The 21,731-nt window shown below is 73.1% G+C and carries 19 protein-coding genes and 1 pseudogene; 10 read left to right on the top strand and 10 right to left on the bottom strand.

Annotated elements, in window-relative coordinates; genetic code table 11:
- Window positions 1-53 precede the first annotated feature (53 nt).
- From GV126_RS02625 to GV126_RS02650, 6 genes are all read left to right on the top strand, one after another.
- The gene (locus GV126_RS02625) at window positions 54-1,052 is read left to right on the top strand and encodes a LacI family DNA-binding transcriptional regulator (RefSeq protein ID WP_185947206.1); all 999 of its coding nucleotides are present in this window, start codon (window positions 54-56) and stop codon (window positions 1,050-1,052) included.
- Between the two features lie 144 nt (window positions 1,053-1,196).
- Window positions 1,197-2,549: an ABC transporter substrate-binding protein gene (locus GV126_RS02630; RefSeq protein WP_159662314.1), complete on the top strand. Its 1,353-nt coding sequence runs from the start codon at window positions 1,197-1,199 to the stop codon at window positions 2,547-2,549.
- 6 nt (window positions 2,550-2,555) lie between these two features.
- Window positions 2,556-3,521 carry a carbohydrate ABC transporter permease gene (locus GV126_RS02635; protein ID WP_159662316.1) on the top strand — a complete coding sequence of 322 codons (966 nt, stop codon included), beginning with the start codon at window positions 2,556-2,558 and terminating at the stop codon, window positions 3,519-3,521.
- Complete coding sequence (locus tag GV126_RS02640; RefSeq protein ID WP_159662318.1) at window positions 3,518-4,393, top strand: carbohydrate ABC transporter permease; 876 nt, start codon at window positions 3,518-3,520, stop codon at window positions 4,391-4,393. Before GV126_RS02635 ends, GV126_RS02640 begins: the two co-directional genes overlap by 4 nt.
- Window positions 4,394-4,460: 67 nt before the next feature.
- Complete coding sequence (locus tag GV126_RS02645; RefSeq protein ID WP_159662320.1) at window positions 4,461-6,059, top strand: glycoside hydrolase family 13 protein; 1,599 nt, start codon at window positions 4,461-4,463, stop codon at window positions 6,057-6,059.
- 79 nt (window positions 6,060-6,138) lie between these two features.
- A complete protein-coding gene (locus tag GV126_RS02650; RefSeq protein WP_159662322.1) occupies window positions 6,139-8,343 on the top strand; it encodes a discoidin domain-containing protein in 2,205 nt (734 codons plus the stop codon).
- 36 nt (window positions 8,344-8,379) lie between these two features.
- On the opposite strand, the gene GV126_RS02655 is transcribed toward GV126_RS02650, so the two are convergent.
- Entirely contained in the window at window positions 8,380-9,666 is a 1,287-nt protein-coding gene (locus GV126_RS02655; protein ID WP_159662324.1) for an MFS transporter, read from the bottom strand.
- A gap of 170 nt (window positions 9,667-9,836) precedes the next feature.
- Between GV126_RS02655 and GV126_RS02660 the strand changes: the two are divergent.
- Window positions 9,837-11,234, top strand: a pseudogene (locus GV126_RS02660) (phosphocholine-specific phospholipase C); the annotation flags it as partial.
- 104 nt (window positions 11,235-11,338) lie between these two features.
- Here GV126_RS02660 and GV126_RS02665 read toward each other — a convergent pair.
- The gene (locus GV126_RS02665; RefSeq protein WP_159662326.1) at window positions 11,339-12,082 is read right to left on the bottom strand and encodes a GNAT family N-acetyltransferase; all 744 of its coding nucleotides are present in this window, start codon (window positions 12,080-12,082) and stop codon (window positions 11,339-11,341) included.
- Entirely contained in the window at window positions 12,079-13,002 is a 924-nt protein-coding gene (locus GV126_RS02670) for an NADP-dependent oxidoreductase (RefSeq protein ID WP_159662328.1), read from the bottom strand. Before GV126_RS02670 ends, GV126_RS02665 begins: the two co-directional genes overlap by 4 nt.
- A gap of 261 nt (window positions 13,003-13,263) precedes the next feature.
- Here GV126_RS02670 and GV126_RS02675 point away from each other — a divergent pair, with 261 nt between their 5' ends.
- Window positions 13,264-14,232: an acetylxylan esterase gene (locus GV126_RS02675; protein WP_159662330.1), complete on the top strand. Its 969-nt coding sequence runs from the start codon at window positions 13,264-13,266 to the stop codon at window positions 14,230-14,232.
- A 69-nt stretch (window positions 14,233-14,301) separates the two neighbouring features.
- Here the strand turns inward: GV126_RS02675 and GV126_RS02680 are convergent, their stop codons facing one another.
- Entirely contained in the window at window positions 14,302-15,030 is a 729-nt protein-coding gene (locus GV126_RS02680; RefSeq protein WP_159662332.1) for a class I SAM-dependent methyltransferase, read from the bottom strand.
- 234 nt (window positions 15,031-15,264) lie between these two features.
- Here GV126_RS02680 and GV126_RS02685 point away from each other — a divergent pair, with 234 nt between their 5' ends.
- Window positions 15,265-16,452, top strand: coding sequence for a D-alanyl-D-alanine carboxypeptidase family protein (locus tag GV126_RS02685; RefSeq protein WP_159662334.1), 1,188 nt, complete (start codon window positions 15,265-15,267; stop codon window positions 16,450-16,452).
- Between the two features lie 35 nt (window positions 16,453-16,487).
- Here GV126_RS02685 and GV126_RS02690 read toward each other — a convergent pair whose 3' ends face one another.
- The 5 genes from GV126_RS02690 to GV126_RS02710 all read right to left on the bottom strand — a co-directional run bounded on the left by GV126_RS02690 (window position 16,488) and on the right by GV126_RS02710 (window position 20,580).
- On the bottom strand, window positions 16,488-17,504 hold the full coding sequence (locus GV126_RS02690) for an asparaginase (RefSeq protein ID WP_159662336.1): 1,017 nt from the start codon (window positions 17,502-17,504) through the stop codon (window positions 16,488-16,490).
- 169 nt (window positions 17,505-17,673) lie between these two features.
- On the bottom strand, window positions 17,674-18,405 hold the full coding sequence (locus tag GV126_RS02695; protein ID WP_159662338.1) for a FadR/GntR family transcriptional regulator: 732 nt from the start codon (window positions 18,403-18,405) through the stop codon (window positions 17,674-17,676).
- Window positions 18,406-18,577: 172 nt separating this feature from the next.
- A complete protein-coding gene (locus GV126_RS02700; protein WP_159662340.1) occupies window positions 18,578-19,414 on the bottom strand; it encodes an undecaprenyl-diphosphate phosphatase in 837 nt (278 codons plus the stop codon).
- A 283-nt stretch (window positions 19,415-19,697) separates the two neighbouring features.
- On the bottom strand, window positions 19,698-20,168 hold the full coding sequence (gene crcB, locus GV126_RS02705) for a fluoride efflux transporter CrcB (RefSeq protein ID WP_159662342.1): 471 nt from the start codon (window positions 20,166-20,168) through the stop codon (window positions 19,698-19,700).
- Window positions 20,169-20,292: 124 nt separating this feature from the next.
- The gene (locus GV126_RS02710) at window positions 20,293-20,580 is read right to left on the bottom strand and encodes a helix-turn-helix domain-containing protein (RefSeq protein ID WP_159662344.1); all 288 of its coding nucleotides are present in this window, start codon (window positions 20,578-20,580) and stop codon (window positions 20,293-20,295) included.
- Between the two features lie 207 nt (window positions 20,581-20,787).
- Here GV126_RS02710 and GV126_RS02715 point away from each other — a divergent pair, with 207 nt between their 5' ends.
- On the top strand, window positions 20,788-21,204 hold the full coding sequence (locus tag GV126_RS02715) for a MarR family winged helix-turn-helix transcriptional regulator (RefSeq protein WP_159662346.1): 417 nt from the start codon (window positions 20,788-20,790) through the stop codon (window positions 21,202-21,204).
- Between the two features lie 101 nt (window positions 21,205-21,305).
- On the opposite strand, the gene GV126_RS02720 is transcribed toward GV126_RS02715, so the two are convergent.
- Complete coding sequence (locus GV126_RS02720; RefSeq protein ID WP_159662348.1) at window positions 21,306-21,707, bottom strand: SseB family protein; 402 nt, start codon at window positions 21,705-21,707, stop codon at window positions 21,306-21,308.
- Between the last annotated feature and the right edge of the window lie 24 nt (window positions 21,708-21,731).

Genomic DNA, 21,731 nt, shown 5'->3' on the forward strand with positions numbered 1-21,731 from the left:
CCCGCACGACGTTACGCAAACTACTTACGTAATTTTGCGCTATTCTTGCGCGCATGACGCGACGACTTGCGGAAGTGGCGAAGAAGGTCGGGGTCAGCGAGGCCACGGTCAGCCGGGTGCTCAACGGCAAGCCGGGGGTCTCCGAGGCCACCCGGCAGGCGGTGCTCTCCGCACTGGACGTCCTCGGCTACGAACGGCCCACGCAACTGCGCGGCGAACGCGCCCGGCTGGTCGGCCTGGTCCTGCCCGAACTGCAGAACCCGATCTTCCCGGCCTTCGCGGAGGTCATCGGCGGCGCACTGGCCCAACTGGGGCTGACCCCCGTGCTGTGCACGCAGACCAAGGGCGGCGTCTCCGAGGCGGACTACGTCGAGCTGCTGCTGCAGCAGCAGGTCTCCGGAGTCGTCTTCGCCGGCGGGCTGTACGCGCAGGCGGACGCGCCGCACGACCACTACCGGCTGCTCGCCGACCGCAACATCCCGGTGGTGCTGATCAACGCGGGCATCGCCCACCTGGGGTTCCCCGGCGTCTCCTGCGACGACACGGTGGCCGTCGAGCAGGCCTGGCGCCACCTGGCCTCCCTCGGCCACGAGCGGATCGGCCTGGTCCTCGGCCCCGGCGACCACGTGCCCTCCGCGCGCAAACTGGCCGCGGCCCGCACCATCGCCCCCGACCTGCCCGACGAGCACGTCGCGCGGGCCATCTTCTCCATCGAGGGCGGCCACGCGGCCGCCACCAAGCTGATCGACCGGGGGGTCACCGGGTTCATCTGCGCCAGCGACCCGCTCGCGCTCGGCGTCGTGCGGGCCGCCCGCCGCCGCGGCCTCGACGTGCCGTCACGGATCTCGGTCGTCGGCTACGACGACTCGGCGCTGATGAACTGCACCGAACCGCCGCTCACCACCGTCCGCCAGCCGATCGAGTCCATGGGCAAGGCGGCCGTGGAGCTGCTCCACGCGCAGATCGGCGGCAGCCTGGTGCCGGCCGACGAGCTGCTGTTCGAACCGGAGCTGGTGGTGCGCGGGTCCACCGCACAGGCACCGCGCGCATGAGAGGCCCCCACCTCGGACAGTGCGTCGTCTCGGAGATCCACTGGCCTGTCAAATAATTTCAGTTTCTGCGCGACATCTTGCGCAGCGTTGATCCCGGTGCTTGAGTGTGCGGCGCCCACCGCTGTTGTCCAGAGGGGTCCACCGATGAGAAGCACCGGGTTCCGCCATGCCGTCGCCGCGATCGGCGTCTGCTCCCTTGCCCTCGCCCTGACGTCCTGCGGGTCGAACGACGACGACGACTCCGCGAGCGGCAAGACCCGCATCACGGTCAACTGCGAGCCGCCCAAGAGCGCCAAGGTCGACCGGAAGTTCTTCGAGGAGGACCTGGCCTCCTTCGCCCGGCAGAACCCGGACGTCGACGTGGTCGCGCACGACGCCTTCCCGTGCGAGGACCCCAAGACGTTCGACGCCAAACTCGCCGGCGGCCAGATGGAGAACGTCTTCTACACGTACTTCACCGACGTCCAGCACGTCGTCGACACCGGCCAGGCCGCCGACCTCACCCCGTACGTCAAGGAACTGAAGAGCTACGCCACCCTGCAGAAGCAGCTGCGCGACATCTACACCGTCGACGGCAAGATCTACGGCATCCCCCGCACCGGCTACTCGATGGGCCTGATCTACAACAAGAAGCTCTTCGCGAAGGCCGGCCTCGACCCGGACAAGCCGCCCACCACCTGGGAGGAGGTCCGCGCCGACGCCAAGAGGATCGCCGCACTGGGCAACGGCACCGTCGGCTACGCCGACTACAGCGCCCAGAACCAGGGCGGCTGGCACTTCACCGCCGAGCTGTACTCCCAAGGCGGTGACGTGGTCAGCGCCGACGGCAAGAAGGCCACGATCGACACCCCCGAGGGCCACGCCGTCCTGCAGAACCTGCACGACATGCGCTGGACCGACAACTCGATGGGCACCAAGCAGCTGCTCGTCATCAACGACGTGCAGCTGATGATGGGCTCGGGCAAGCTCGGCATGTACCTGGCCGCCCCCGACAACATTCCCATCCTGGTCAAGGAGAAGGGCGGCAACTACAAGGACCTCGCCCTCGCCCCGATGCCCGGCGGCAAGGGCACCCTGGTCGGCGGCGACGGCTACATGTTCAGCAAGAAGGACACACCCGCCCAGATCCGCGCCGGCCTGAAGTGGCTCGACCACATGTTCCTCACCCCCGGCAAGGGCTTCCTCGGCGACTACGCGCGCGCCAAGAAGAACAACGCGCCCGTGGGCCTGCCCGAGCCGCGGCTGTTCACCGGCGCCGCCGACGCCAAGGACCAGCAGGTCAAAAAGGCCAACGCCAACGTCCCCGTGGAGAACTACCGGGCCTTCCTGGACGGCAACAGCACGCTCCAGCTGAAGGTCGAGCCGCCGAACGCCCAGCAGATCTACTCCGTCCTCGACGGCGTGGTCTCCGCCGTCCTCACCAAGAAGGACGCGGACATCGACCGGCTCCTGAAGGACGCGTCCGGCAAGATCGACGGCATCCTGGCCCGGAGCTGACCCGCCATGACGACGAAGACGGCCGAGCGGCGCCCCGCCCGGGCGACGGCCGCCCACCCGCGGCCGGCACCGCCCCCGGCGGGCACCGTGCGGCGGCGCCGCCTCGCCGAGCAGGCCCGCGCCTACGCCTTCCTCCTGGGCGGCCTGGTCTGCTTCGCCCTGTTCTCCTGGTACCCGGCGATCCGCGCCGTCGTGATCGCCTTCCAGAAGTACACACCCGGCAACCCGCCCGAGTGGGTCGGCACCGCCAACTTCACCCGCGTCCTGCACGACCCCGAGTTCGGCGCCGCCTGGCGCAACACCCTCACCTTCACGGTGCTGGCGCTCCTCATCGGCTTCGCCGTGCCGTTCCTGCTGGCCCTGGTCCTGAACGAACTGCGGCACGCCAAGGCGTTCTTCCGGGTCGTGGTCTACCTGCCCGTCATGATCCCGCCCGTGGTCAGCGCCCTGCTGTGGAAGTGGTTCTACGACCCCGGCGCCGGCCTCGCCAACGAGGCGCTGCGCGCCGTGCACCTGCCCACCTCCCAGTGGACCAACGGCGCCGACACCGCCCTGGTGTCCCTGGTCCTCGTCGCCACCTGGGCCAACATGGGCGGCACCGTCCTGATCTACCTCGCGGCCCTGCAGTCCATCCCCGGCGAGCTGTACGAGGCCGCCGAACTGGACGGCGCGAACCTGCTGCAGCGCGTGCGGCACGTCACCGTCCCACAGACCCGGTTCGTGATCCTGATGCTGATGCTCCTGCAGATCATCGCCACCATGCAGGTGTTCACCGAGCCGTTCGTCATCACCGGCGGCGGCCCGGAGAACGCCACCGTCACCGTGCTCTACCTCATCTACAAGTACGCCTTCCTCTACAACGACTTCGGCGGCGCCTGCGCGCTCAGCGTCATGCTGCTCGTCCTGCTCGGGCTGTTCTCCGCCCTCTACCTGCGGCTGACCCGCTCGGGCTCCACCGAGGAGTACGCATGAGCACCCGTACCCTTCTCTCCCCGGCGGCCCTGGCCCGCCCGCGCGGCAAGGCGGCGTACTGGAGCGTCTTCACCGGCGTGGTGGTGCTCTTCGCCCTCGCCTTCCTCTTCCCCGTGTACTGGATGGTCACCGGCGCGATGAAGTCACCGGACGAGGTCGCCGAGACCCCGCCGACCCTGGTGCCCCGCCACTGGCACCTGAGCGCCTACACCGACGCCTGGGACCTGATGCAGCTGCCGCAGCACCTGTGGAACACCGTCGTGCAGGCGGCCGGCGCCTGGGCCTGCCAGCTGGTGTTCTGCACGGCCGCCGCGTACGCCCTGTCCAATCTGCGGCCCGCCTTCGGCAAGGTGATCCTCGGCGGCATCCTCGCCACCTTGATGGTCCCGGCGCAGGCCCTGGTCGTACCGAAGTACCTGACCGTCGCCGACCTGCCGTTCCTCCACACCAGCCTGCTCAACGACCCGCTCGCGATCTGGCTGCCGGCCGTCGCCAACGCCTTCAACCTCTACCTGCTCAAGCGGTTCTTCGACCAGATCCCCCGGGACGTGCTGGAGGCCGCCGAGATCGACGGTGCCGGGAAGCTGCGCATCCTGTGGTCGATCGTGCTGCCGATGTCCCGGCCCGTGCTCGGCGTGGTGTCGATCTTCGCGCTGGTCGCGGTCTGGCAGGACTTCCTGTGGCCGCTGATGGTCTTCTCCGACACGGCCAAGCAGCCCATCAGCGTGGCCCTGGTCCAGCTGTCGCAGAACATCCCGCTGACCGTGCTCATCGCCGCCATGGTGATCGCCAGCATCCCGATGGTCGCGCTGTTCCTCGTCTTCCAGCGGCACATCATCGCCGGGATCAGCGCGGGCAGCACCAAGGGCTGACCCGCATCGCGGTCGGCCCGCGGCAGCCGCAGGCACTTTCGGACCCCAGACAGAAAGGCACCGCACCGTGGGACAGCCCACCCATGCCCGAAACGGCCGGACGGACGACGCCTGGTGGCGCTCCGCCGCCATCTACCAGGTGTACGTCCGCAGCTTCGCCGACGGCGACGGGGACGGCACCGGCGACCTGGCGGGCGTCCGCTCCCGGCTGCCGTACCTCGCCGAACTCGGCGTGGACGCCCTGTGGTTCACCCCCTGGTACCTCTCCCCGATGAAGGACGGCGGCTACGACGTCGCCGACTACCGGGCCATCGACCCGGCCTTCGGCACCCTCGCCGAGGCGGAGAAACTCATCGCCGAGGCCCGCGAGCTGGGCATCCGCACCATCGTCGACATCGTCCCCAACCACGTCTCCGACCAGCACCCCTGGTTCCGCGCCGCCCGCGCCGGCGGCCCCGAGCGGGAGCTGTTCCACTTCCGGCCCGGACGCGGCGAGCACGGTGAACTCCCGCCGAACAACTGGACGTCGGAGTTCGGCGGCCCGGCGTGGACCCGGCTGCCGGACGGCACCTGGTACCTGCACCTGTTCGCGCCCGAGCAGCCCGACCTGAACTGGGCGCACCCGGCCGTCCGCCAGGAGCACGAGGACATCCTGCGGTTCTGGTTCGAGCGCGGTGTCGCCGGCGTGCGCATCGACTCGGCGGCCCTGCCGGCCAAGGACCCCCGGCTGCCGGATCTCACCGCGGGCCGCGACCCGCACCCGTACCTCGACCGCGACGAACTCCACGACATCTACCGCTCCTGGCGGCGCGTCGCCGACGAGTACGGCGGTGTCTTCGTCGGTGAGGTGTGGCTGCCCGACAGCGAGCGCTTCGCCCGCTACCTGCGCCCCGACGAACTGCACACCGCCTTCAACTTCGCGTTCATGACCTGCCCCTGGGACGCGGCACGGCTGCGGGCCGCGATCGACGACACCCTCGCCGAACACGCCCCCGTCGGCGCGCCCGCCACCTGGGTGCTGTGCAACCACGACGTCACGCGCACCGTCACCCGCTACGGCCGTGCCGACACCGGCTTCGACTTCGCCACCAAGGCCTTCGGCACGCCCACCGACCTGGCCCTGGGCACCCGCCGGGCCCGCGCGGCGGCCCTGCTGTCCCTGGCCCTGCCCGGCGCGGTCTACCTCTACCAGGGCGAGGAGCTGGGCCTGCCCGAGGCCGACATCCCCGTGGACCGCATCCAGGACCCGATGCACTTCCGCTCCGGCGGCACCGACCCCGGGCGGGACGGCTGCCGGGTGCCGCTGCCGTGGACCGCCGGCGCGCCCCACGCCGGCTTCGGTTCGCGCGAGGAGCCGTGGCTGCCGCAGCCGGCCGGCTGGGCGGAGTACGCCGTCGACCGGCAGGCGGACGACCCGGACTCCATGCTCAGCCTGTACCGGCGGGCGATCCGGCTGCGCCGCGCCTTCGGTGACGCCCCGCTGACCTGGCTGCCCGACGCCGCGGGCGTCCTCGCCTTCACCCGCGGCACCGCGGTGACCTGCGTGGTCAACCTGTCGGCCACCCCGGCGGCCCTGCCCGCCCACTGTGAACTCCTGCTGGCCAGCGGCCCCCTGGACGACGACGGCCGCCTCCCGCAGGACACGGCGGTCTGGCTGCGCGCCTGAGCCCGCGCAGCCGGGCCCCGGCCCGCACCACCCGTCCCTGCACCGCTGTCCCCGCACCCCCACACGAAGGGATCGGCACATGCACGGCAACACCAGCACCTCCAGGACCGCCCGGCGGCTGCCGGCCATCGGCGCGACCGTCGCCCTCGCGGCAGGCATGCTCGTCACCCTCGGCGCACCCGCCGCACCGGCGGCCGCGCCCGCCACCGCGCCCGCGGGGGCCACCCTGCCGTTCACCTCGGTCGAGGCCGAGTCCGCCACCACCACCGGCACGAAGATCGGCCCGGACTACACCCAGGGCACTCTCGCCTCCGAGGCCTCCGGACGCCAGGCCGTCCGGCTGGCGGCCGGGCAGCGGGTGGAGTTCACCGTGCCCCGCGCGGCCAACGCGGTGAACGTCGCCTACAGCGTCCCCGACGGCCAGTCCGGCACCCTGAACGTCTACGTCAACGGCACCAGACTCGCCAAGTCGCTGCCCGTCACCGCCAAGTACTCCTACGTCGACACCGGCTGGATCACCGGCTCCAAGACCCACCACTTCTACGACAACGCCCGGCTGCTGCTCGGCCGCGACGTCCAGGCCGGCGACAAGATCGCCTTCGAGGCGGCGAACACGCAGGTCACCGTGGACGTCGCCGACTTCGAGCAGGTCCCGGCGGCAGCCTCGCAGCCCGCCGGGTCCGTCTCCGTCGTCGCCAAGGGCGCCGACCCCACCGGCCAGGGCGACTCCACGCAGGCCTTCCGCGACGCCATCGCCGCCGCCCAGGGCGGCGTGGTGTGGATCCCGCCGGGCGACTACAAACTGACGTCCTCCCTCAACGGCGTGCAGAACGTCACCCTGCAGGGCGCGGGCAGCTGGTACTCGGTCGTGCACACCTCCCGCTTCATCGACCAGTCCAGCTCCGCCGGCAACGTCCACATCAAGGACTTCGCGGTCATCGGCGAGGTCACCGAGCGCGTCGACTCCAATCCGGACAACTTCGTCAACGGCTCGCTCGGCCCGAACTCCTCCGTGTCCGGCATGTGGATCCAGCACCTCAAGTGCGGGCTGTGGCTGACCGGCACCAACGACAACCTGGTCGTCGAGAACAACCGCATCCTGGACACCACCGCCGACGGCCTCAACCTCAACGGCACCGCCAAGGGCGTCACGGTCCGCAACAACTTCCTGCGCAACCAGGGCGACGACTCCCTCGCCATGTGGTCCCTGTACGCCCCCGACACCGACAGCAGCTTCGAGAACAACACGATCTCCCAGCCCAACCTCGCCAACGGCATCGCGATCTACGGCGGCACGAACATCACCGTCAAGGGCAACCTGATCTCCGACACCAACGCCCTGGGCAGCGGCATCGCCATCTCCAACCAGAAGTTCATGGACCCCTTCAACCCGCTGGCCGGCACGATCACCGCCGCCGGCAACACCCTGGTGCGCACCGGCGCGATGAACCCCAACTGGAACCACCCGATGGGTGCGCTGCGCGTCGACTCCTACGACAGTGCGATCAACGCCACGGTGAACATCACCGACACCACCATCACCGACAGCCCCTACAGCGCCTTCGAGTTCGTCTCCGGCGGCGGCCACGGCTACCCCGTCAAGAACGTCACCGTCAGCGGCGCAACCGTCAAGAACACCGGCACGGTCGTCGTCCAGTCCGAGACGCCGGGCGCGGCCACCTTCCGCGACGTCACCGCCACGAACGTGGGCGCGGCCGGGATCTACAACTGCCCCTTCCCCTCCGGCTCGGGCAGCTTCACGCTCACCGACGGCGGCAGCAACTCCGGCTGGAACACCACCTGGTCGGACTGCTCCACCTGGCCGCAGCCCGGCCAGGGCAACCCCGACCCCGACCCGAACCGCAACCTCGCCAAGGGCCGCCCGGCCACCGCCACCGGCTCCCAGGACGTGTACACACCCGGCAAGGCCGTGGACGGCGACGCCAACAGCTACTGGGAGTCCGCCAACAACGCCTTCCCGCAGTCCTGGACGGTCGACCTGGGCTCGGCCCAGGCCGTGCGCCGGCTGGTGCTCAAGCTGCCGCCGTCGTCCGCCTGGGGCGCGCGCACCCAGACCGTCACGGTCCTCGGCAGCACCGACGGCTCCACCTACTCCACGGTGGTCGGCGCCCAGGGCTACCGCTTCGACCCGGCGACCGGCAACACCGTCACCGTGCCCCTGCCCAGCGGCACCAGCCTGCGCTACCTGCGGCTGACGGTCTCCGCCAACACCGGCTGGCCGGCGGGCCAGTTCAGTGAGGTGGAGGTGTACCAGACGGCCTGACCGGCCCCCGGAGGCGGTTCCACCGTGCGCGGCGCCTCAGCGGTGCAGCGGACGGTGGGCGGTCTCCGGCAGCCGCAGGTACACCAGCGAGGACAGCAGGCACAGGGCGGCCACGTACCACGGGAAGAGCCCGGCGTGCCCCCACTGCTTGAACAGCGTGCCCACGTACGGCGCCGTTCCGCCGAAGAGGGCGACGGCCAGGGAGTAGGGGAAGCCGATGCCGGCCGCGCGCACCCGGGGCGGGAACACCTCGGCGTTGACGGCTGCGCTGACGGAGGTGAAACCGGTCAGCAGGACCATGCCCGCCATCTGCACCACCAGCAGCACCGCGAAGGAGCCGTCCAGCGCGTGCAGCAGCGGCACGCACAGCAGCGCGAAGCCCAGGCCGAAGAAGAGCAGCAGCGGGCGGCGGCCGAAGCGGTCCGAGAGCAGCCCGCCGAGCGGCTGGAGCAGCCCGAAGAACGCCAGCGACACCGTGCCCGCGAGCAGCGCGTCGGACTTGGCGACGCCCGCGTTGAGTTCCGCGTACGTCGGCAGGTACGACGTCCAGGTGTAGTAGGCGAGGGTGCCGCCCGCGGTGATGCCGGCGATCAGCAGGGACGCGCGGGGGTGCCGGCGCAGTGCCTCGAACAGGCCGGGGCGCGGGGCCCGCCGCTGCTCGTCGCTGCGGGTCTCCTGCGCGCCGCGCCGGATCCAGAAGCCGACCAGGCTGAGCAGCCCGCCGAACCAGAACGGCACGCGCCAGCCCCAGCCGTCCATGGACCGCTCGGCGAGGGTGTCGACGAGCAGCGTCGCCATCCCCGACGCCACCAGCTGGCCCGCGGTCGTGGAGACGTACTGGAAACTGGAGAACAGTCCGCGCCGGCCCGGCCCCGCCGACTCCACCAGGAAGGTGGTCGAGGCCGCGAACTCGCCCCCCACCGACAGACCTTGCAGCAGCCGCGCCGCCACCAGCACCACGGGGGCGACGGGCCCCGCCGAGGCGTAGGTCGGGGTCAGTCCGACCAGCAGGCTGGAGCCGCTCATCAGCAGGATGGTCACCGTCAGCGCGGCGCGTCGGCCGCGCCGGTCGGCGACCGCGCCCATGACCAGCCCGCCCACGGGCCGCATGAAGAAGCCCACGGCGAACACGGCGAACGTCGACAGCAGCGGCACCAGGGAGTCACCGGTCCCCTTGGGGAAGACCGCGTCGGCGATGTAGGCGGCCAGAAACGTGTAGGCGTACCAGTCGTACCATTCGACGGCGTTGCCCACCGATGCCGCCATCAGCTGCCGTACGGGGCGCTTGGTCCGGGGCGGCCTCGTCGTCCGTGTCTCTGCCATGAACGCGACCTTCCCCGGCCGGCCGGTTGCGCACACCTCACGTGGCAAGGCGTTCACATGAGTGCCATCAGCCCCTTCTCTGCCGTTGGCTGCGCTTGTCACACTCGCATCACCCACTTCAGGTCGTCCAGCGGCCGGCGGCCGCTGCCCGAACGGGAGGTCCGCCACCCATGCCCGACGTCAACCGGCGCCGATTCCTGCAGATCGCGGGCGCCACCACGGCGTTCACCGCGCTGTCCGCCAGCATCCAGCGGGCCGCCGCGCTGCCCGCGAACCACCGCACCGGGTCCATCGAGGACGTCGAGCACATCGTCGTCCTCATGCAGGAGAACCGGTCCTTCGACCACTACTTCGGCACGCTCAGAGGGGTCCGCGGCTTCGGCGACCCGCGCCCGGTCGCCCAGCCCGGCGGCAAGCCGGTCTGGTACCAGAAGGACGGTTCCGGCAAGGAGATCCTGCCCTTCCACCCCGACGCCGACGACCTGGGCCTGGCGTTCATCCAGGACCTCCCGCACGGCTGGAACGACGGGCACGCCGCCTTCGACGGCGGCCGCTACGACAAGTGGGTGCCGTCCAAGGGCTCCACGACGATGGCGTACCTGACCCGTGAGGACATCCCGTTCCACTACGCGCTCGCCGACACCTTCACCCTCTGCGACGCCTACCACTGCTCCTTCATCGGCTCCACCGACCCCAACCGCTACTACCTGTGGTCCGGTTACGTCGGCAACGACGGCACCGGCGGCGGCCCGGTCCTCGGCAACGACGAGAAGGGCTACGGCTGGACCACCTACCCCGAACGGCTGGAGCGGGCCGGGGTGTCCTGGAAGATCTACCAGGACGTCGGCGACGGCCTCGACGCGAACGGCAGCTGGGGCTGGATCTCCGACGCCTACCGCGGCAACTACGGCGACAACTCCCTGCTCTACTTCAACCAGTACCGCGACGCCCGGCCCGGCGACCCGCTGTACGACAAGGCCCGTACCGGCACCGACGCCCGCACCGGAGAGGGCTACTTCGACCGGCTCAGGGCCGACGTCAAGGCCGGCAGGCTGCCGCAGATCTCCTGGATCGTCGCCCCCGAGGCGTTCAGTGAGCACCCCAACTGGCCCGCCAACTACGGCGCCTGGTACGTCGCCCAGGTCCTCGACGCGCTGACGAGCGTGCCGGAGGTGTGGGCGAAGACCGCCCTGTTCATCACCTACGACGAGAACGACGGCTTCTTCGACCACGTCGCCCCGCCGTTCCCGCCGGCCTCCGCCGCGCAGGGCAGGTCCACGGTCGACGCGGCACCGGACGTGTTCGAGGGCAGCAGCGCGAACGTCGCCGGACCCTACGGCCTGGGACAGCGGGTGCCGATGCTGGTGGTCTCCCCGTGGAGCAAGGGCGGGTACGTCTGCTCCGAGACGTTCGACCACACCTCGGTCATCCGCTTCATGGAGCGGCGCTTCGGGGTGCACGAGCCCAACATCTCGCCCTGGCGGCGCACCGTCTGCGGCGACCTGACCGCCGCGTTCGACTTCTCCCGCCCGGACACCCGCCTGGGGGCCGCCCCCACCGGGGCCGGCCCCCATGCGGCCGGCCGGTGCGCGGGGACCGGCTCCCGGGACGGCGACCGACCGGTGCGCGGGGGCCGGGCCACCGGTGCGGACCACCGCCCGGTGCGCCCGGGCTATGCCACCGGTACGGCGGGCCGGTCGTCGGTGCCGGCGGTGAGGTGCTCGGGGGCGCGGGCCGTGAGGAAGGCGGTGCGGCGCCGCAGCCGGAAACCCAGCGACTCGTACAGCCGGATGGCGCCCGTGTTCTGCGCGCCGGTGTGCAGGAACGGGGTCTCGCCGCGCTCCCGGATGCCGTGGGCGACGGCCAGGATCAGCCGGGTGGCCAGGCCCTGGCCGCGGAAGGCGGGGTCGGTGCAGACCGCGCTGATCTCGGTCCAGCCCGGCGGGTGCAGCCGCTCCCCCGCCATCGCGACCAGGGCGCCGTCCCGGCGTATGCCGAGGTAGGTGCCCATCTCGATGGTGCGCGGCCGGAAGGGACCGGGCCGGGTGCGGGCGACCAGGTCCAGCATCTCCGGTACGTCGGCCGGGCCGAGGCGGACCGCCTCGGGGTCGGGGGCGGCGGCCAGGCCGTCGTCCACGAACTGCACGCCGTCGACGGCGAAGGTGACCTCCCAGTCCTCGGGGACGCTCCCGCGGAAGCCGAGCAGCGGGACCTCGCCGCCGGGTCCGGCCAGGGCCGCGAGGTCGGCCCAGTCGCCGGCGTCCGGCTCCTCGGGCAGCGCCAGCCAGGGCGAGACGTCGACCGGGTAGCGCAGGATGCGCCCGTGCCGTTCGGCGAAGTGCGCGTGCGGTCCGGTCAGGGAGGCCAGGGCGGGGTGGTCGAGGACGTGGTCCGTCGCGGGTCGGGCGCCGCTCATCCGGCGACCTCGATCACGATCTTGCCGCGGGCGTGGCCGTCCTCGACGGTGCGCAGCGCCTCGCCGGCCCGCTCCAGCGGGAAGGTCCGGGTCACGTGCGGGTCCAGGTCGCCCTGCGCGACGAGCCGGGCCACCGCGTCCAGGACGGCGGTGGTGCGGGCGCGGGCCACCCGCCGACCGCCCAGTTCCTCGACGTCCCGCGGCGCGGCGCCGGCCGTGATCAGCTTCGACCGGTCGGTCAGCAGGCCCGCCGCCTCGGTGAGCACGTCGCCGCCGACGAGGTCGTAGCCGCCGGCGACGCCGTCCGGGGCGGCGGCCCGGGCCCGCTCGGTCCACCCCGGACCGGAGGGCACGTGCACCGCGCCGAGCGACTCCACGAAGTCCTTCTTGGCCTCGCTCGACACGCCCACCACCCGCAGCCCGAAGGCCCGGGCGAGCTGCACGCCGGCCGCGCCGACGCCGCCGCCCGCGCCGGTGATCAGCACGGTCGCCCCCGTGGGCAGGCCGAGCTGGCGCAGCCCGTCGTAGGCGGTGGCCGCGGCGACCGGCAGGGTGGCGGCCGCGACGAAGGACACCTCGGCGGGCTTGTGCGCGGTGACGCCGGCCCGCAGCAGCGCGTACTGCGCGTAGCCGCCCGTGACCGTGTTGCCGAAGACCTCGTCGCCCACCGCGAAGCCGCTCACCCCCTCGCCGACCTCCTCGACGACGCCGGCCGCCTCGCTGCCGAACACCACCGGGTACACCCGCTCGGCGTCGCCGGGCCGGCGCAGGCCCTCCCGCAGCTTCCAGTCCACCGGGTTCACCCCGGCCGCCCGCACCGCGATCAGGATCTCCCCGGGGCCCGGCCGGGGCCGCTCCACCTCCACCAGCGCCTCGGTCTCCGGGCCGCCGTCCCGGGTGAAGACGTACGCCTTCGGCATGGCTCGCACTCTCCTTCCGCTTCGCGCCGCACCCGCACCGCCGTCGTCGGTCGCCGGGGCCACCGGTGCCGGGCGCACGCACACCTGCAAGGAAGATCGACGAAGGGCTATTCCCGCGGCGCGGCAGGCTTCATACGGTCGTAACGAGGCGGCCGTAGAGGCGGGGCCGGGCCCGCGGTCGGCCGTCTGGCGCGTCCCGCGCGCGCCGCCGTACGGTGATCACCGCATCCGTGTCCCTGTCGCTTCCCTAGGCGGTCCCGTATGGCCCTGTTCGACCTTCCTCTCGACGAACTCCGTGAGTACCGCAGCGCGTCCGCCGAACCCGAGGACTTCGACGCCTTCTGGGCCAAGACGCTCCAGGAGGCCCGCGAGCACGAGCTGGACGCGCGCTTCGTACCGGTCGACACCGACCTGACCACGGTCGAGGTGTACGACGTGACGTTCGCCGGGTTCGGCGGCCACCCCGTCAAGGGCTGGCTGACGCTGCCCGCCCGGGCCGAGGGGCCGCTGCCGCTGGTCGTGGAGTTCGTCGGCTACGGCGGCGGGCGCGGCCTGCCGCACGAGCACCTGCTGTGGGCGTCGACGGGCCGGGCGCACTTCGTGATGGACACCCGCGGGCAGGGCAGCGCCTGGGGCGGCGGGGGCGGCACCGCCGACCCGGTGGGCGGCGCACCGGCCTACCCGGGCTTCCTGACCCGCGGCATCGACGCGCCGGAGAACTACTACTACCGCCGGGTGTTCACCGACGCGGTGCGCGCCGTGGAGGCGGCCCGCGCCCATCCGCTGACCGACGCGTCGCGGACCGTGGCGCTCGGGGCGAGCCAGGGCGGCGGGATCGCCCTGGCGGTGGGCGGCCTCGTACCGGACCTCGTGGCGGTCGCCCCCGACGTGCCGTTCCTGTGCGACTTCCCGCGGGCGACGACCCTGACCGACCGTCACCCGTACCGGGAGGTCGGCCTGTACCTCAAGACGCACCGCGGGCGCACCGAGGACGTGCTGCGCACGCTGTCCTACTTCGACGGGGTCCACTTCGCGGCCCGGGGCAGCGCTCCCGCGCTGTTCTCGGCGGCGCTGGAGGACGAGACGTGCCCGCCGTCCACCGTGTTCGCCGCGTTCAACGCCTGGGCGCACGACGACAAGTCGATCGAGGTGTACGAGTTCAACGACCACGAGGGCGGCGGCCCGTACCAGGACGCCGCCCGGATGCGCTGGCTGCGCTCGTACGCCTGAGCCCCGCGGCGGCGCCGCAGGGTCGCGGCCGTCCCGGCCGTCCCCGCGCGGGTACGGCACCGTCTCGGCTCAGGGCAGTCTGCGGGCCGCGATCAGGCGCGCCCGCGGGCTGCCGTCGGCGCGGCGGCCGAACTCGGGCAGCGCGTACAGCTCCACCCGGAACCCCGCGCGCCGCAGCTCCCGCAGCAGTGCGCCGAAGCGGATCGCGCGGTAGTACATGACGAACGGCGGCCGCCACACGGCGTTGCGCACCCGCATCGCCGCGTCGAAGCCGAGCAGCGTCCAGAAGGCCGCCGAGCCCGGGCCGGGCGGGGCGAGGACCGGCAGGGCGAACACGCCGCCGGGCCGCAGGACCGCGTGGATCCCGTCGGCCAGGGCGGGCAGTTCGGCGGGCAGGAAGTGGCCGAGCGCGCCGAAGCTGACGACGAGGTCGAAAGCGGGGGTGAAGGGCAGGGCCCGCGCGTCGGCGCGCACCCAGGACACCCGGCAGCCGGTCGGCTCCGGCGGCTGCCGCCGGGCGACGTCGAGCATGCCGGCGCTGAAGTCGACGCCGGTCGCCGTCTGCCGGCACACCCGCGCGAGCACGTCGAGCCCGGCGCCCGTGCCGCAGCACAGGTCGAGCCCGTCGTCGAACGGACCGATCCGCTCCAGCACCGAGCCGACGGCGGCCAGGACCGGTGCCGGGGTCCGGAACGGCGTGTGGTCGAACGTCGGGGCGAGCAGGTCGTAGCCGCGCTCGACGGAGGACAGCGCCTGCACGGCGAGTTCGCGCAGCGTGGGGCCTTCGGGGCTGAACATCGGCGCCAGCTTAGCCCTCCGGGTCGCCGTCCTGCGGGGTGCCGCGTCCCCGTCCTGTGGGTGCCGCCGGTGCGGCGGTGGCCCGGCGGGAGGGAGCACCCGGCACCGGGCGGCACGGCCGAGGCGGTGCGGCGACCCGAACGGCCGTGCGCGCTGGGACATCCGGGTGCTCGTGGCCCCCGTTCGGCCTCCGGCAAGGTCACGCCTGCGTCGATCCCTCCCTACGTTTTCGATATGAAGATCGGATATTCCTTTCGGGCTGCCGCGTCGGCCTGCGTCCTGTGCGCGGCGAGCGTCCTGCTGCCGGCCCCGCCCGTGGCCGCGGCGGGCGGAGCCGGAACGGACCCCGGGGCGCGGGAGAGACCCGCCGAGGCCCCGATGCCGCAGCCGGCCCTGCTGGAACGCGAGGGCACCCAGGTCCGGCTCCGGGCCGGGGCGCCGCAGACGCCCGAGCTGTCGGCGCTGAGCTGGCTGGTGGCCGACGCCGACACCGGGGAGGTGCTGGCCGCGCACAACGCGCACACGAGGCTGGCGCCCGCCAGCACGTTGAAGACGCTGTTCGCGCTCACCGTGCTCCCCTCCGCCCCCGGGGGCGCGCAACACACCGTCAGCGGGCGGGAGCTGGCCGGGATCGGCGAGGGCAGCAGCCTCGTCGGCGTCGTCCCGGGCCACACCTACCGGGTGTCGGACCTGTGGCGCGGGGGGTTCCTCAACTCGGGCAACGACGCCGTGCACGTGCTCGCGGCGCTCAACGGCGGCTGGGAGCACACCGCCCGGCAGATGCAGGCCAAGGCCCGCGCCCTGGGCGCACTGGACACCCACGTCGTCTCGCCCGACGGCTACGACGCCGACGGGCAGGTGTCCTCGGCGTACGACCTGGCCGTGTTCGGGCGGATGGGGCTGCGCAACCCGGACTTCGCGCGCTACTGCTCCACGGCGCACGCCACCTTCCCCGGCAACGACGGCACCAGCTTCGAGATCGCCAACACCAACCGGCTGCTGACCGGCGCCGACGGCGTGGCGCCCTACCCCGGCCTGATCGGCGTCAAGAACGGCTACACCACCAACGCGGGCAACACGCTCATCGCCGCGGCCCGCCGCGACGGCCGCACCCTGGTGGCCACGGTGATGCATCCGCAGCAGGGCGGCGGCCTGCAGGTCTACGAGGAGGCCCGGGCCCTGCTCGACTGGGGGTTCGACGCCGCCGACCGCGTCGACCCGGTCGGCTCCCTCGACGCGCTGCGCCCGGTGGCCCACGGCACCCGGCTGGTCGCGCCCGCCAAGCCGCACACCGAACCGGAATCCAACTGGCCGGAGACGGGCGCGATCGCCGGCGCGGCCGGCCTCGGCGCGGCCGGCCTGGGCCTCGGCGCGGTACCGGCCCGCCTACGACGCCGCAGCCACCGCATCACCCGCGGCTGACACTCGTGGGGGACGCGGGGGTCGCGGGTGCCCGCTCACGCGCAGGCCGGCACCGAGGTGTCCTCCAGCGCCGGGACCGGGCGGACCCGGCCGACCGGCTCGCCGCCCCCGAGGACGACCTCGCCCGCGAAATCGGCGAGCAGGGCGGGGGCGACGCCGGCCCGGGCGAGGGCGGCCGCGGCGACCGGTATCCGGGCCCGGTTCGCACCGTCGGCGATCTTGACGGCGACCGCGCGGCCGTCCGGCAGCGCGGCGACCTGCACCCCCTCGAAGCCGTCCTTGGCGAGCAGCCCGGGCACGGCCCGCATCAGCGCGGCCACGTCCCGGCCGGCGCCGGAGGCCATCTCGGGGTACGCGCGCATCGCGTCGGCGACGCGGGCCTCGGGTGTGCCGGGCGCGGCGGCGGGGATCCGGGCGGCGGCGCGGGCCAGGCCGTGCAGGGAGACGGCGAACAGGGGCGCGCCGCAGCCGTCGACGGTGACGCGGGCGACGCGCTGCCCGGTGAGGTCCTCCACGGTCTCGGCGACGGCCTGCTGCAGGGGGTGGGCGGGGTCGAGGTAGTCGTCCAGGGACCAGCCGTTGATGGTGCAGGTGTACAGCATGGCCGCGTGCTTGCCGGAGCAGTTCTGCGCGAGCCGGGAGGGCCCGCGCCCCTCGCGCACCCAGGCGTCGCGCACCGCCGGGTCGAAGGGCAGGTCGGGCACGTTGCGCAGCCGGTCCTCGGCCAGGCCCGCCAGGCGGAGGATGCGCCGGGTGCCGTCGAGGTGGCGCTCCTCGCCCGAGTGGCTGGCGGCGGCCAGCGACAGCAGCTCGCCCTCCAGCGGGAGCCCGGCGCGCACCATGGCCACGGCCTGGAGGGGCTTGAGCGCCGAACGCGGGTAGAAGGCGGCCTCGGTGTCGCCGAGCCGGAAGGCGGCCCGGCCGTCCTCGTCGAGGACGACGACGGAGCCGTAGTGGACGCCCTCGGTCACCCCGCCGCGGACGAGGTGGGCGACGGGGACGTGGCGGGGTTCGCGGACGAGGGGTGCCTCGGCGGGGGAAGTGCTGTGCATCACTACCTGGGTCACTCGTGAAGGGACGGATCCGCCGGCGCGCGGGGTGGGCGCGCCGGCCGTGGCTCGACGGTGCGGGTTGCGCACCGGGCCGTGGGTCGTGGGCGTGCGCGGCACGCCCGGGGTGGGGGGTGGGGCGGGTGTGCGAGAGCCGTGGCCCTCGCGGGCTTCACGGCCCCGCTGCCGAGGGGGCGCGGGCCGCGCGCACGATGTCGGTGAGGGTCTTCTCGACCCGGTCCAGATGGTGGGACATCGCCGCGATCGCGTCCTGCTCGCGGCCGGCCGCGAGGGCCTCCACGAGGGCGCGGTGCTCCCGGTCGGACTGCTCGCGCCGGCCGCCCAGTTCGTTCAGGAACGCCGACTGGCGGGCCAGCGCGTCCCGGATCTCCTCGATGACCCGGCGGAACACCGGGTTGCGGGCGGCCTGGGCGACGGAGAGGTGGAACAGGGTGTCCAGCGCGACCCACGCGGTGGTGTCGGTCTCCTGCTCCATCCGCTCCAGCAGCTGCGTCAGACGGTCCAGGTCCTCAAGGGTGCGCCGCTGTGCCGCGTACCCGGCGACCGGGATCTCGATGTGCCGGCGGACCTCCATCAGGTCCCGGGCGGCGTAGTCGCCGAAGGTGGGGTCCTGCACGGCGCGGGCGACCACGAAGGTGCCCTTGCCGGTCCTGGAGACGGTCAGGCCCATGGTCTGCAGGGCGCGCAGCGCCTCGCGCAGGACCGGGCGGGAGACCTCCAGGGTGCGGCACAGTTCCGCCTCGGAGGGCAGCTTGTCCCCCACGGCGTACTCACCGCGCTCGATCGCACCGCGCAGGTGGGCCAGCACCGCTTCCATCGCGCTGACGCGCCGCGGCACCGGCACCGGCACCGGCACTGCTGTCTGGCTGTCTGACAGGTTCACGGGCCGATGGTGCGGCGCACGCGGCGCACCTGTCAAGCGGGGGGCCGGGGGGCCGGACCGCGGGAGCCCGGAGCCGTCCGGTCCGGGCAGCGCGCCCTGGCCGGTCAGGCACTCCGCGCCCGGCCGGTCCGGCCCCCGCCATCGGCGGGTACGGCCCCCGCCGCGGCGGCGCTCAGGCGTTCAGCACGCCCGTGCCGAGCAGGCCGAAGAGCAGGACGCCGACGGCGATCCGGTACAGGACGAAGGCGTTGAAGGAGTGCTTGGCGACGAACTTCAGCAGCCAGGCGATGGAGGCGTAGGCGACCACGAAGGAGACGAGCGTGCCGACGGCCAGCGGGACGGCGCCCACACTCGCGCCCAGGGCGTCCTTGAGTTCGTACAGGCCGGCGCCGGTCAGCGCCGGGATGCCGAGGAAGAAGGACAGCCGGGTCGCGGCGACGCGGTCCAGGTCGAGGACGAGCGCGGTGGACATGGTGGCACCGGAGCGCGAGAAGCCGGGGAAGAGCAGGGCGAGGATCTGGGAGCAGCCGACCAGCATCGCGTCCTTGAACGAGGTGTCGTCCTCGCCGCGCTTGTGCCGGCCCATCTGGTCCGCGCACCACATCACCGCGGAGCCGACGATCAGCGAGCCGGCGACCACCCACAGCGAGGCGAGCGGGCCGTCGATGAGGGGCTTGGCGGCCAGGCCCACCACGACGATCGGAACGGTGGCGGCGATCACCCACCAGGCGAACTTGTAGTCGTGGTGGTAGCGCTCCTCGCGGTGGGTCAGTCCGCGGAACCAGGCGGAGACGATGCGCTTGATGTCCTTGAAGAAGTACACGAACACGGCGGCGATCGCACCGACCTGGATGACGGCGGAGAAGGCGACCACGGACGTGTCGTCCACGGGGATGTCCATGAGCCCCTCGGCGATCTTGAGGTGGCCGGTGGAGGACACGGGGAGGAACTCGGTCACCCCCTCGACGACTCCGAGGACGACGGCCTGACCGACGGAGATGGCGCTCATGGGATCCAGTTCTTGGGAAGAGTTGGTCGACAGGGTTGTAGACAGCCTTGCGTCGCAGACACTCTTACTACGCCAAGGTGAAGCCTCGGTGACCTGCGGCCGCCGGGCTGCTGAAATCGAGGCTCCCGCACCGACGGCCGCGAGCCCCGCCACGACACTCGTGACACGGTCCTCGGGCCGTCGGGCCAATGGCTGCCGGGCCGTCACCTCCTCAGCCCGCGAGTCGGTCGGCCCGTCGGCTCGTCGGCCCGTCGACCCGTCGGCCCCTCGACCCCTCAGACCGTCACGCCGTCGCCCCCGCTCCCCCCCGCAGGGCCGGGCGGGGGGCCGCCACGGCCAGCGAGACCGCCGCGAGCGCCGCGCACAGGGTCAGGGCGAGGTAGGCCAGGCCGGTGCGGGCGTGCCCGGAGGAGACCAGTTTCTGGATGTCGACGGCGTAGGTGGAGAAGGTGGTGAAGCCGCCGAGGACTCCGGTGCCGAAGAAGGGGCGGACCAGGCGGTGGGCGGCCCAGACGTCGGTGACGACCACCATGAAGACGCCGATGACCGCGCAGCCGGTGACGTTGGTCCAGAAGGTCGCCCAGGGGAAGCCGCCCGCCGGCGTCGGCAACGCCAGCGAGAGCGCGTACCGGGCGAGGGCGCCGAGCGCCCCGCCGAGGGCCACCACCGCGACCACCGGCGCCTGGGCGCGCCAGGCGCGCCGCCGCGGCGGTGCCGTGCGCAGGCGCAGGCCGTCGGCCTGCGGGGCTGTCATCGTCGTACGTCTCCTCCTCGGACCCGCGCCGGGCCGGGCCCGGCCGCGGCCACCAGGGTAGCGCCGGGCCTCGGGCCGGGCCCGGGCACGACCCCTTCCGCGCCTGCGGGAGGCTCCCGCCCGGTCACCAGCCCTTCTCGCACAGCCGCGCCACCTCGGCGATGCGGAACTCCTCCCGCCGGTAGTACGTGCGGCGCCGGATCCGGTGAGCGCGGACCAGGCCGAGGTCGGCCAGCAGGGCGAGATGGGCCCGGGCGGCCCGGCGCGGCAGGCCCAGGGCGGTGGCGACCGCCCGCGCGGTGACGCCGTTCCCGGCGGGGTCGGTGTACCGGCGCCTCGGCGCGGGTGAGACGGGGTCCTTCAGCCACTCCAGGACGGCCAGGCGCGTCCGGCCGGCGGGAGTCCTCAGCATCGCCGCCTCCTGTCGTCGAGGCCGTCCCCGTACGGGCGTTTTCCCACTCCGGCGCGGGCCGACCCGTCGTGTCCGGTACTCGCCGACCGTTGTCCGGTACCGGACGGCGGGGGCCGGTCCGGAGGCCGGGTGCGGCCGGTGCAGGGGACGGGTGCGGCCGGTACCGCGGGCGGGGTCACCTACCGGCCGGCGCACTAGCATGCGCCTATGGGAGCGAACGCGGCCGACGTCGATCTGCAGGAGAGGTGGCGGGGCATCCTGGCGGTGCACGCGCGGACGCTGTGCGAGATCGACCGTGTGCTGCACCCCTTCGGCCTGGGCGCGAGCGACTTCGAGGTGCTGGACGTCCTGGCGTCCGCCGCCCCCGGGGCGGACGCCAGGGACGGGAACGACGGCGCGGGCGGGTGGTGCCGGGTGCACGACCTGGCCGCCCGGGTGCACCTGAGCCAGAGCGCGCTGTCCCGGCTCATCGGCCGCCTGGAGCGCGACGGACTGGTCGAGCGGTCGACGTGCGCCGACGACCGGCGCGGGGTCCGGGTCGCGCTGACCGGCAAGGGCCGTGCCCTGCACGCGGAGGTGCTGCCCCTGCAGCGCGCCGTGCTGGCCCGCATGCTGGCCGATTAGCGGCGCCCGGACGACCGGGGCGGCGAGGCGCCCGCGCGGCTCAGGGGCGCCGGAGCCGTCGCGGTCCGCGCCCCCCCGCGCCCATATCCCCATGTCCCCGGTCAGGGCCGGGCCAGCAGGGTGCGGACGCCCTCCGAGGTGAGGGTCAGGCCGTGCGGGGAGCTGGCGTCGATGGTCAGCGACAGGTCCTCGGACGGCCACTGGGAGGCGAGGGCCCCGAGGGGCACCAGCCGGTAGCGGGAGATGAAGGGCAGCAGCTGGGACATCTCCAGTTCGGAGGTGAACACGGGCACCACCGGTACGCCGCCCGGTTGCTCCAGGACCGGCAGCGCCACGGCGGCCGGGTTGGTGGCGTCCTCGTCGCTGACGTCGTCGGGCACGGGGACCAGCACGTCGCTGCCGGCGAGCGTGTCCAGCGCCTCCGAGTCCTCGGCGTTCTCGGCCAGCACGTCCAGCGCGTGCTGGGCGGGCGTGGCGTTCTCGTGGTTGGCGGGTGTCTCCATGGCAGATTCCCTGGTCGCGGCGGT

The sequence above is a fragment of the Streptomyces mexicanus genome (assembly GCF_902506575.1).
GTDB classification, from domain to species: Bacteria; Actinomycetota; Actinomycetes; order Streptomycetales; family Streptomycetaceae; genus Streptomyces; species Streptomyces mexicanus.

What these genes read in the sequence shown, in the direction of transcription:
- GV126_RS02625 (WP_185947206.1), top strand. Translation starts at nt 54, where the DNA reads ATGACGCGACGACTTGCGGAAGTGGCGAAGAAGGTCGGGGTCAGCGAG.
- GV126_RS02630 (WP_159662314.1), top strand. Translation starts at nt 1,197, where the DNA reads ATGAGAAGCACCGGGTTCCGCCATGCCGTCGCCGCGATCGGCGTCTGC.
- GV126_RS02635 (WP_159662316.1), top strand. Translation starts at nt 2,556, where the DNA reads ATGACGACGAAGACGGCCGAGCGGCGCCCCGCCCGGGCGACGGCCGCC.
- GV126_RS02640 (WP_159662318.1), top strand. Translation starts at nt 3,518, where the DNA reads ATGAGCACCCGTACCCTTCTCTCCCCGGCGGCCCTGGCCCGCCCGCGC.
- GV126_RS02650 (WP_159662322.1), top strand. Translation starts at nt 6,139, where the DNA reads ATGCACGGCAACACCAGCACCTCCAGGACCGCCCGGCGGCTGCCGGCC.
- GV126_RS02655 (WP_159662324.1), bottom strand. Translation starts at nt 9,666, where the DNA reads ATGGCAGAGACACGGACGACGAGGCCGCCCCGGACCAAGCGCCCCGTA.
- GV126_RS02665 (WP_159662326.1), bottom strand. Translation starts at nt 12,082, where the DNA reads ATGAGCGGCGCCCGACCCGCGACGGACCACGTCCTCGACCACCCCGCC.
- GV126_RS02670 (WP_159662328.1), bottom strand. Translation starts at nt 13,002, where the DNA reads ATGCCGAAGGCGTACGTCTTCACCCGGGACGGCGGCCCGGAGACCGAG.
- GV126_RS02675 (WP_159662330.1), top strand. Translation starts at nt 13,264, where the DNA reads ATGGCCCTGTTCGACCTTCCTCTCGACGAACTCCGTGAGTACCGCAGC.
- GV126_RS02680 (WP_159662332.1), bottom strand. Translation starts at nt 15,030, where the DNA reads ATGTTCAGCCCCGAAGGCCCCACGCTGCGCGAACTCGCCGTGCAGGCG.
- GV126_RS02685 (WP_159662334.1), top strand. Translation starts at nt 15,265, where the DNA reads ATGAAGATCGGATATTCCTTTCGGGCTGCCGCGTCGGCCTGCGTCCTG.
- GV126_RS02690 (WP_159662336.1), bottom strand. Translation starts at nt 17,504, where the DNA reads ATGCACAGCACTTCCCCCGCCGAGGCACCCCTCGTCCGCGAACCCCGC.
- GV126_RS02700 (WP_159662340.1), bottom strand. Translation starts at nt 19,414, where the DNA reads ATGAGCGCCATCTCCGTCGGTCAGGCCGTCGTCCTCGGAGTCGTCGAG.
- crcB (WP_159662342.1), bottom strand. Translation starts at nt 20,168, where the DNA reads ATGACAGCCCCGCAGGCCGACGGCCTGCGCCTGCGCACGGCACCGCCG.
- GV126_RS02710 (WP_159662344.1), bottom strand. Translation starts at nt 20,580, where the DNA reads ATGCTGAGGACTCCCGCCGGCCGGACGCGCCTGGCCGTCCTGGAGTGG.
- GV126_RS02715 (WP_159662346.1), top strand. Translation starts at nt 20,788, where the DNA reads ATGGGAGCGAACGCGGCCGACGTCGATCTGCAGGAGAGGTGGCGGGGC.
- GV126_RS02720 (WP_159662348.1), bottom strand. Translation starts at nt 21,707, where the DNA reads ATGGAGACACCCGCCAACCACGAGAACGCCACGCCCGCCCAGCACGCG.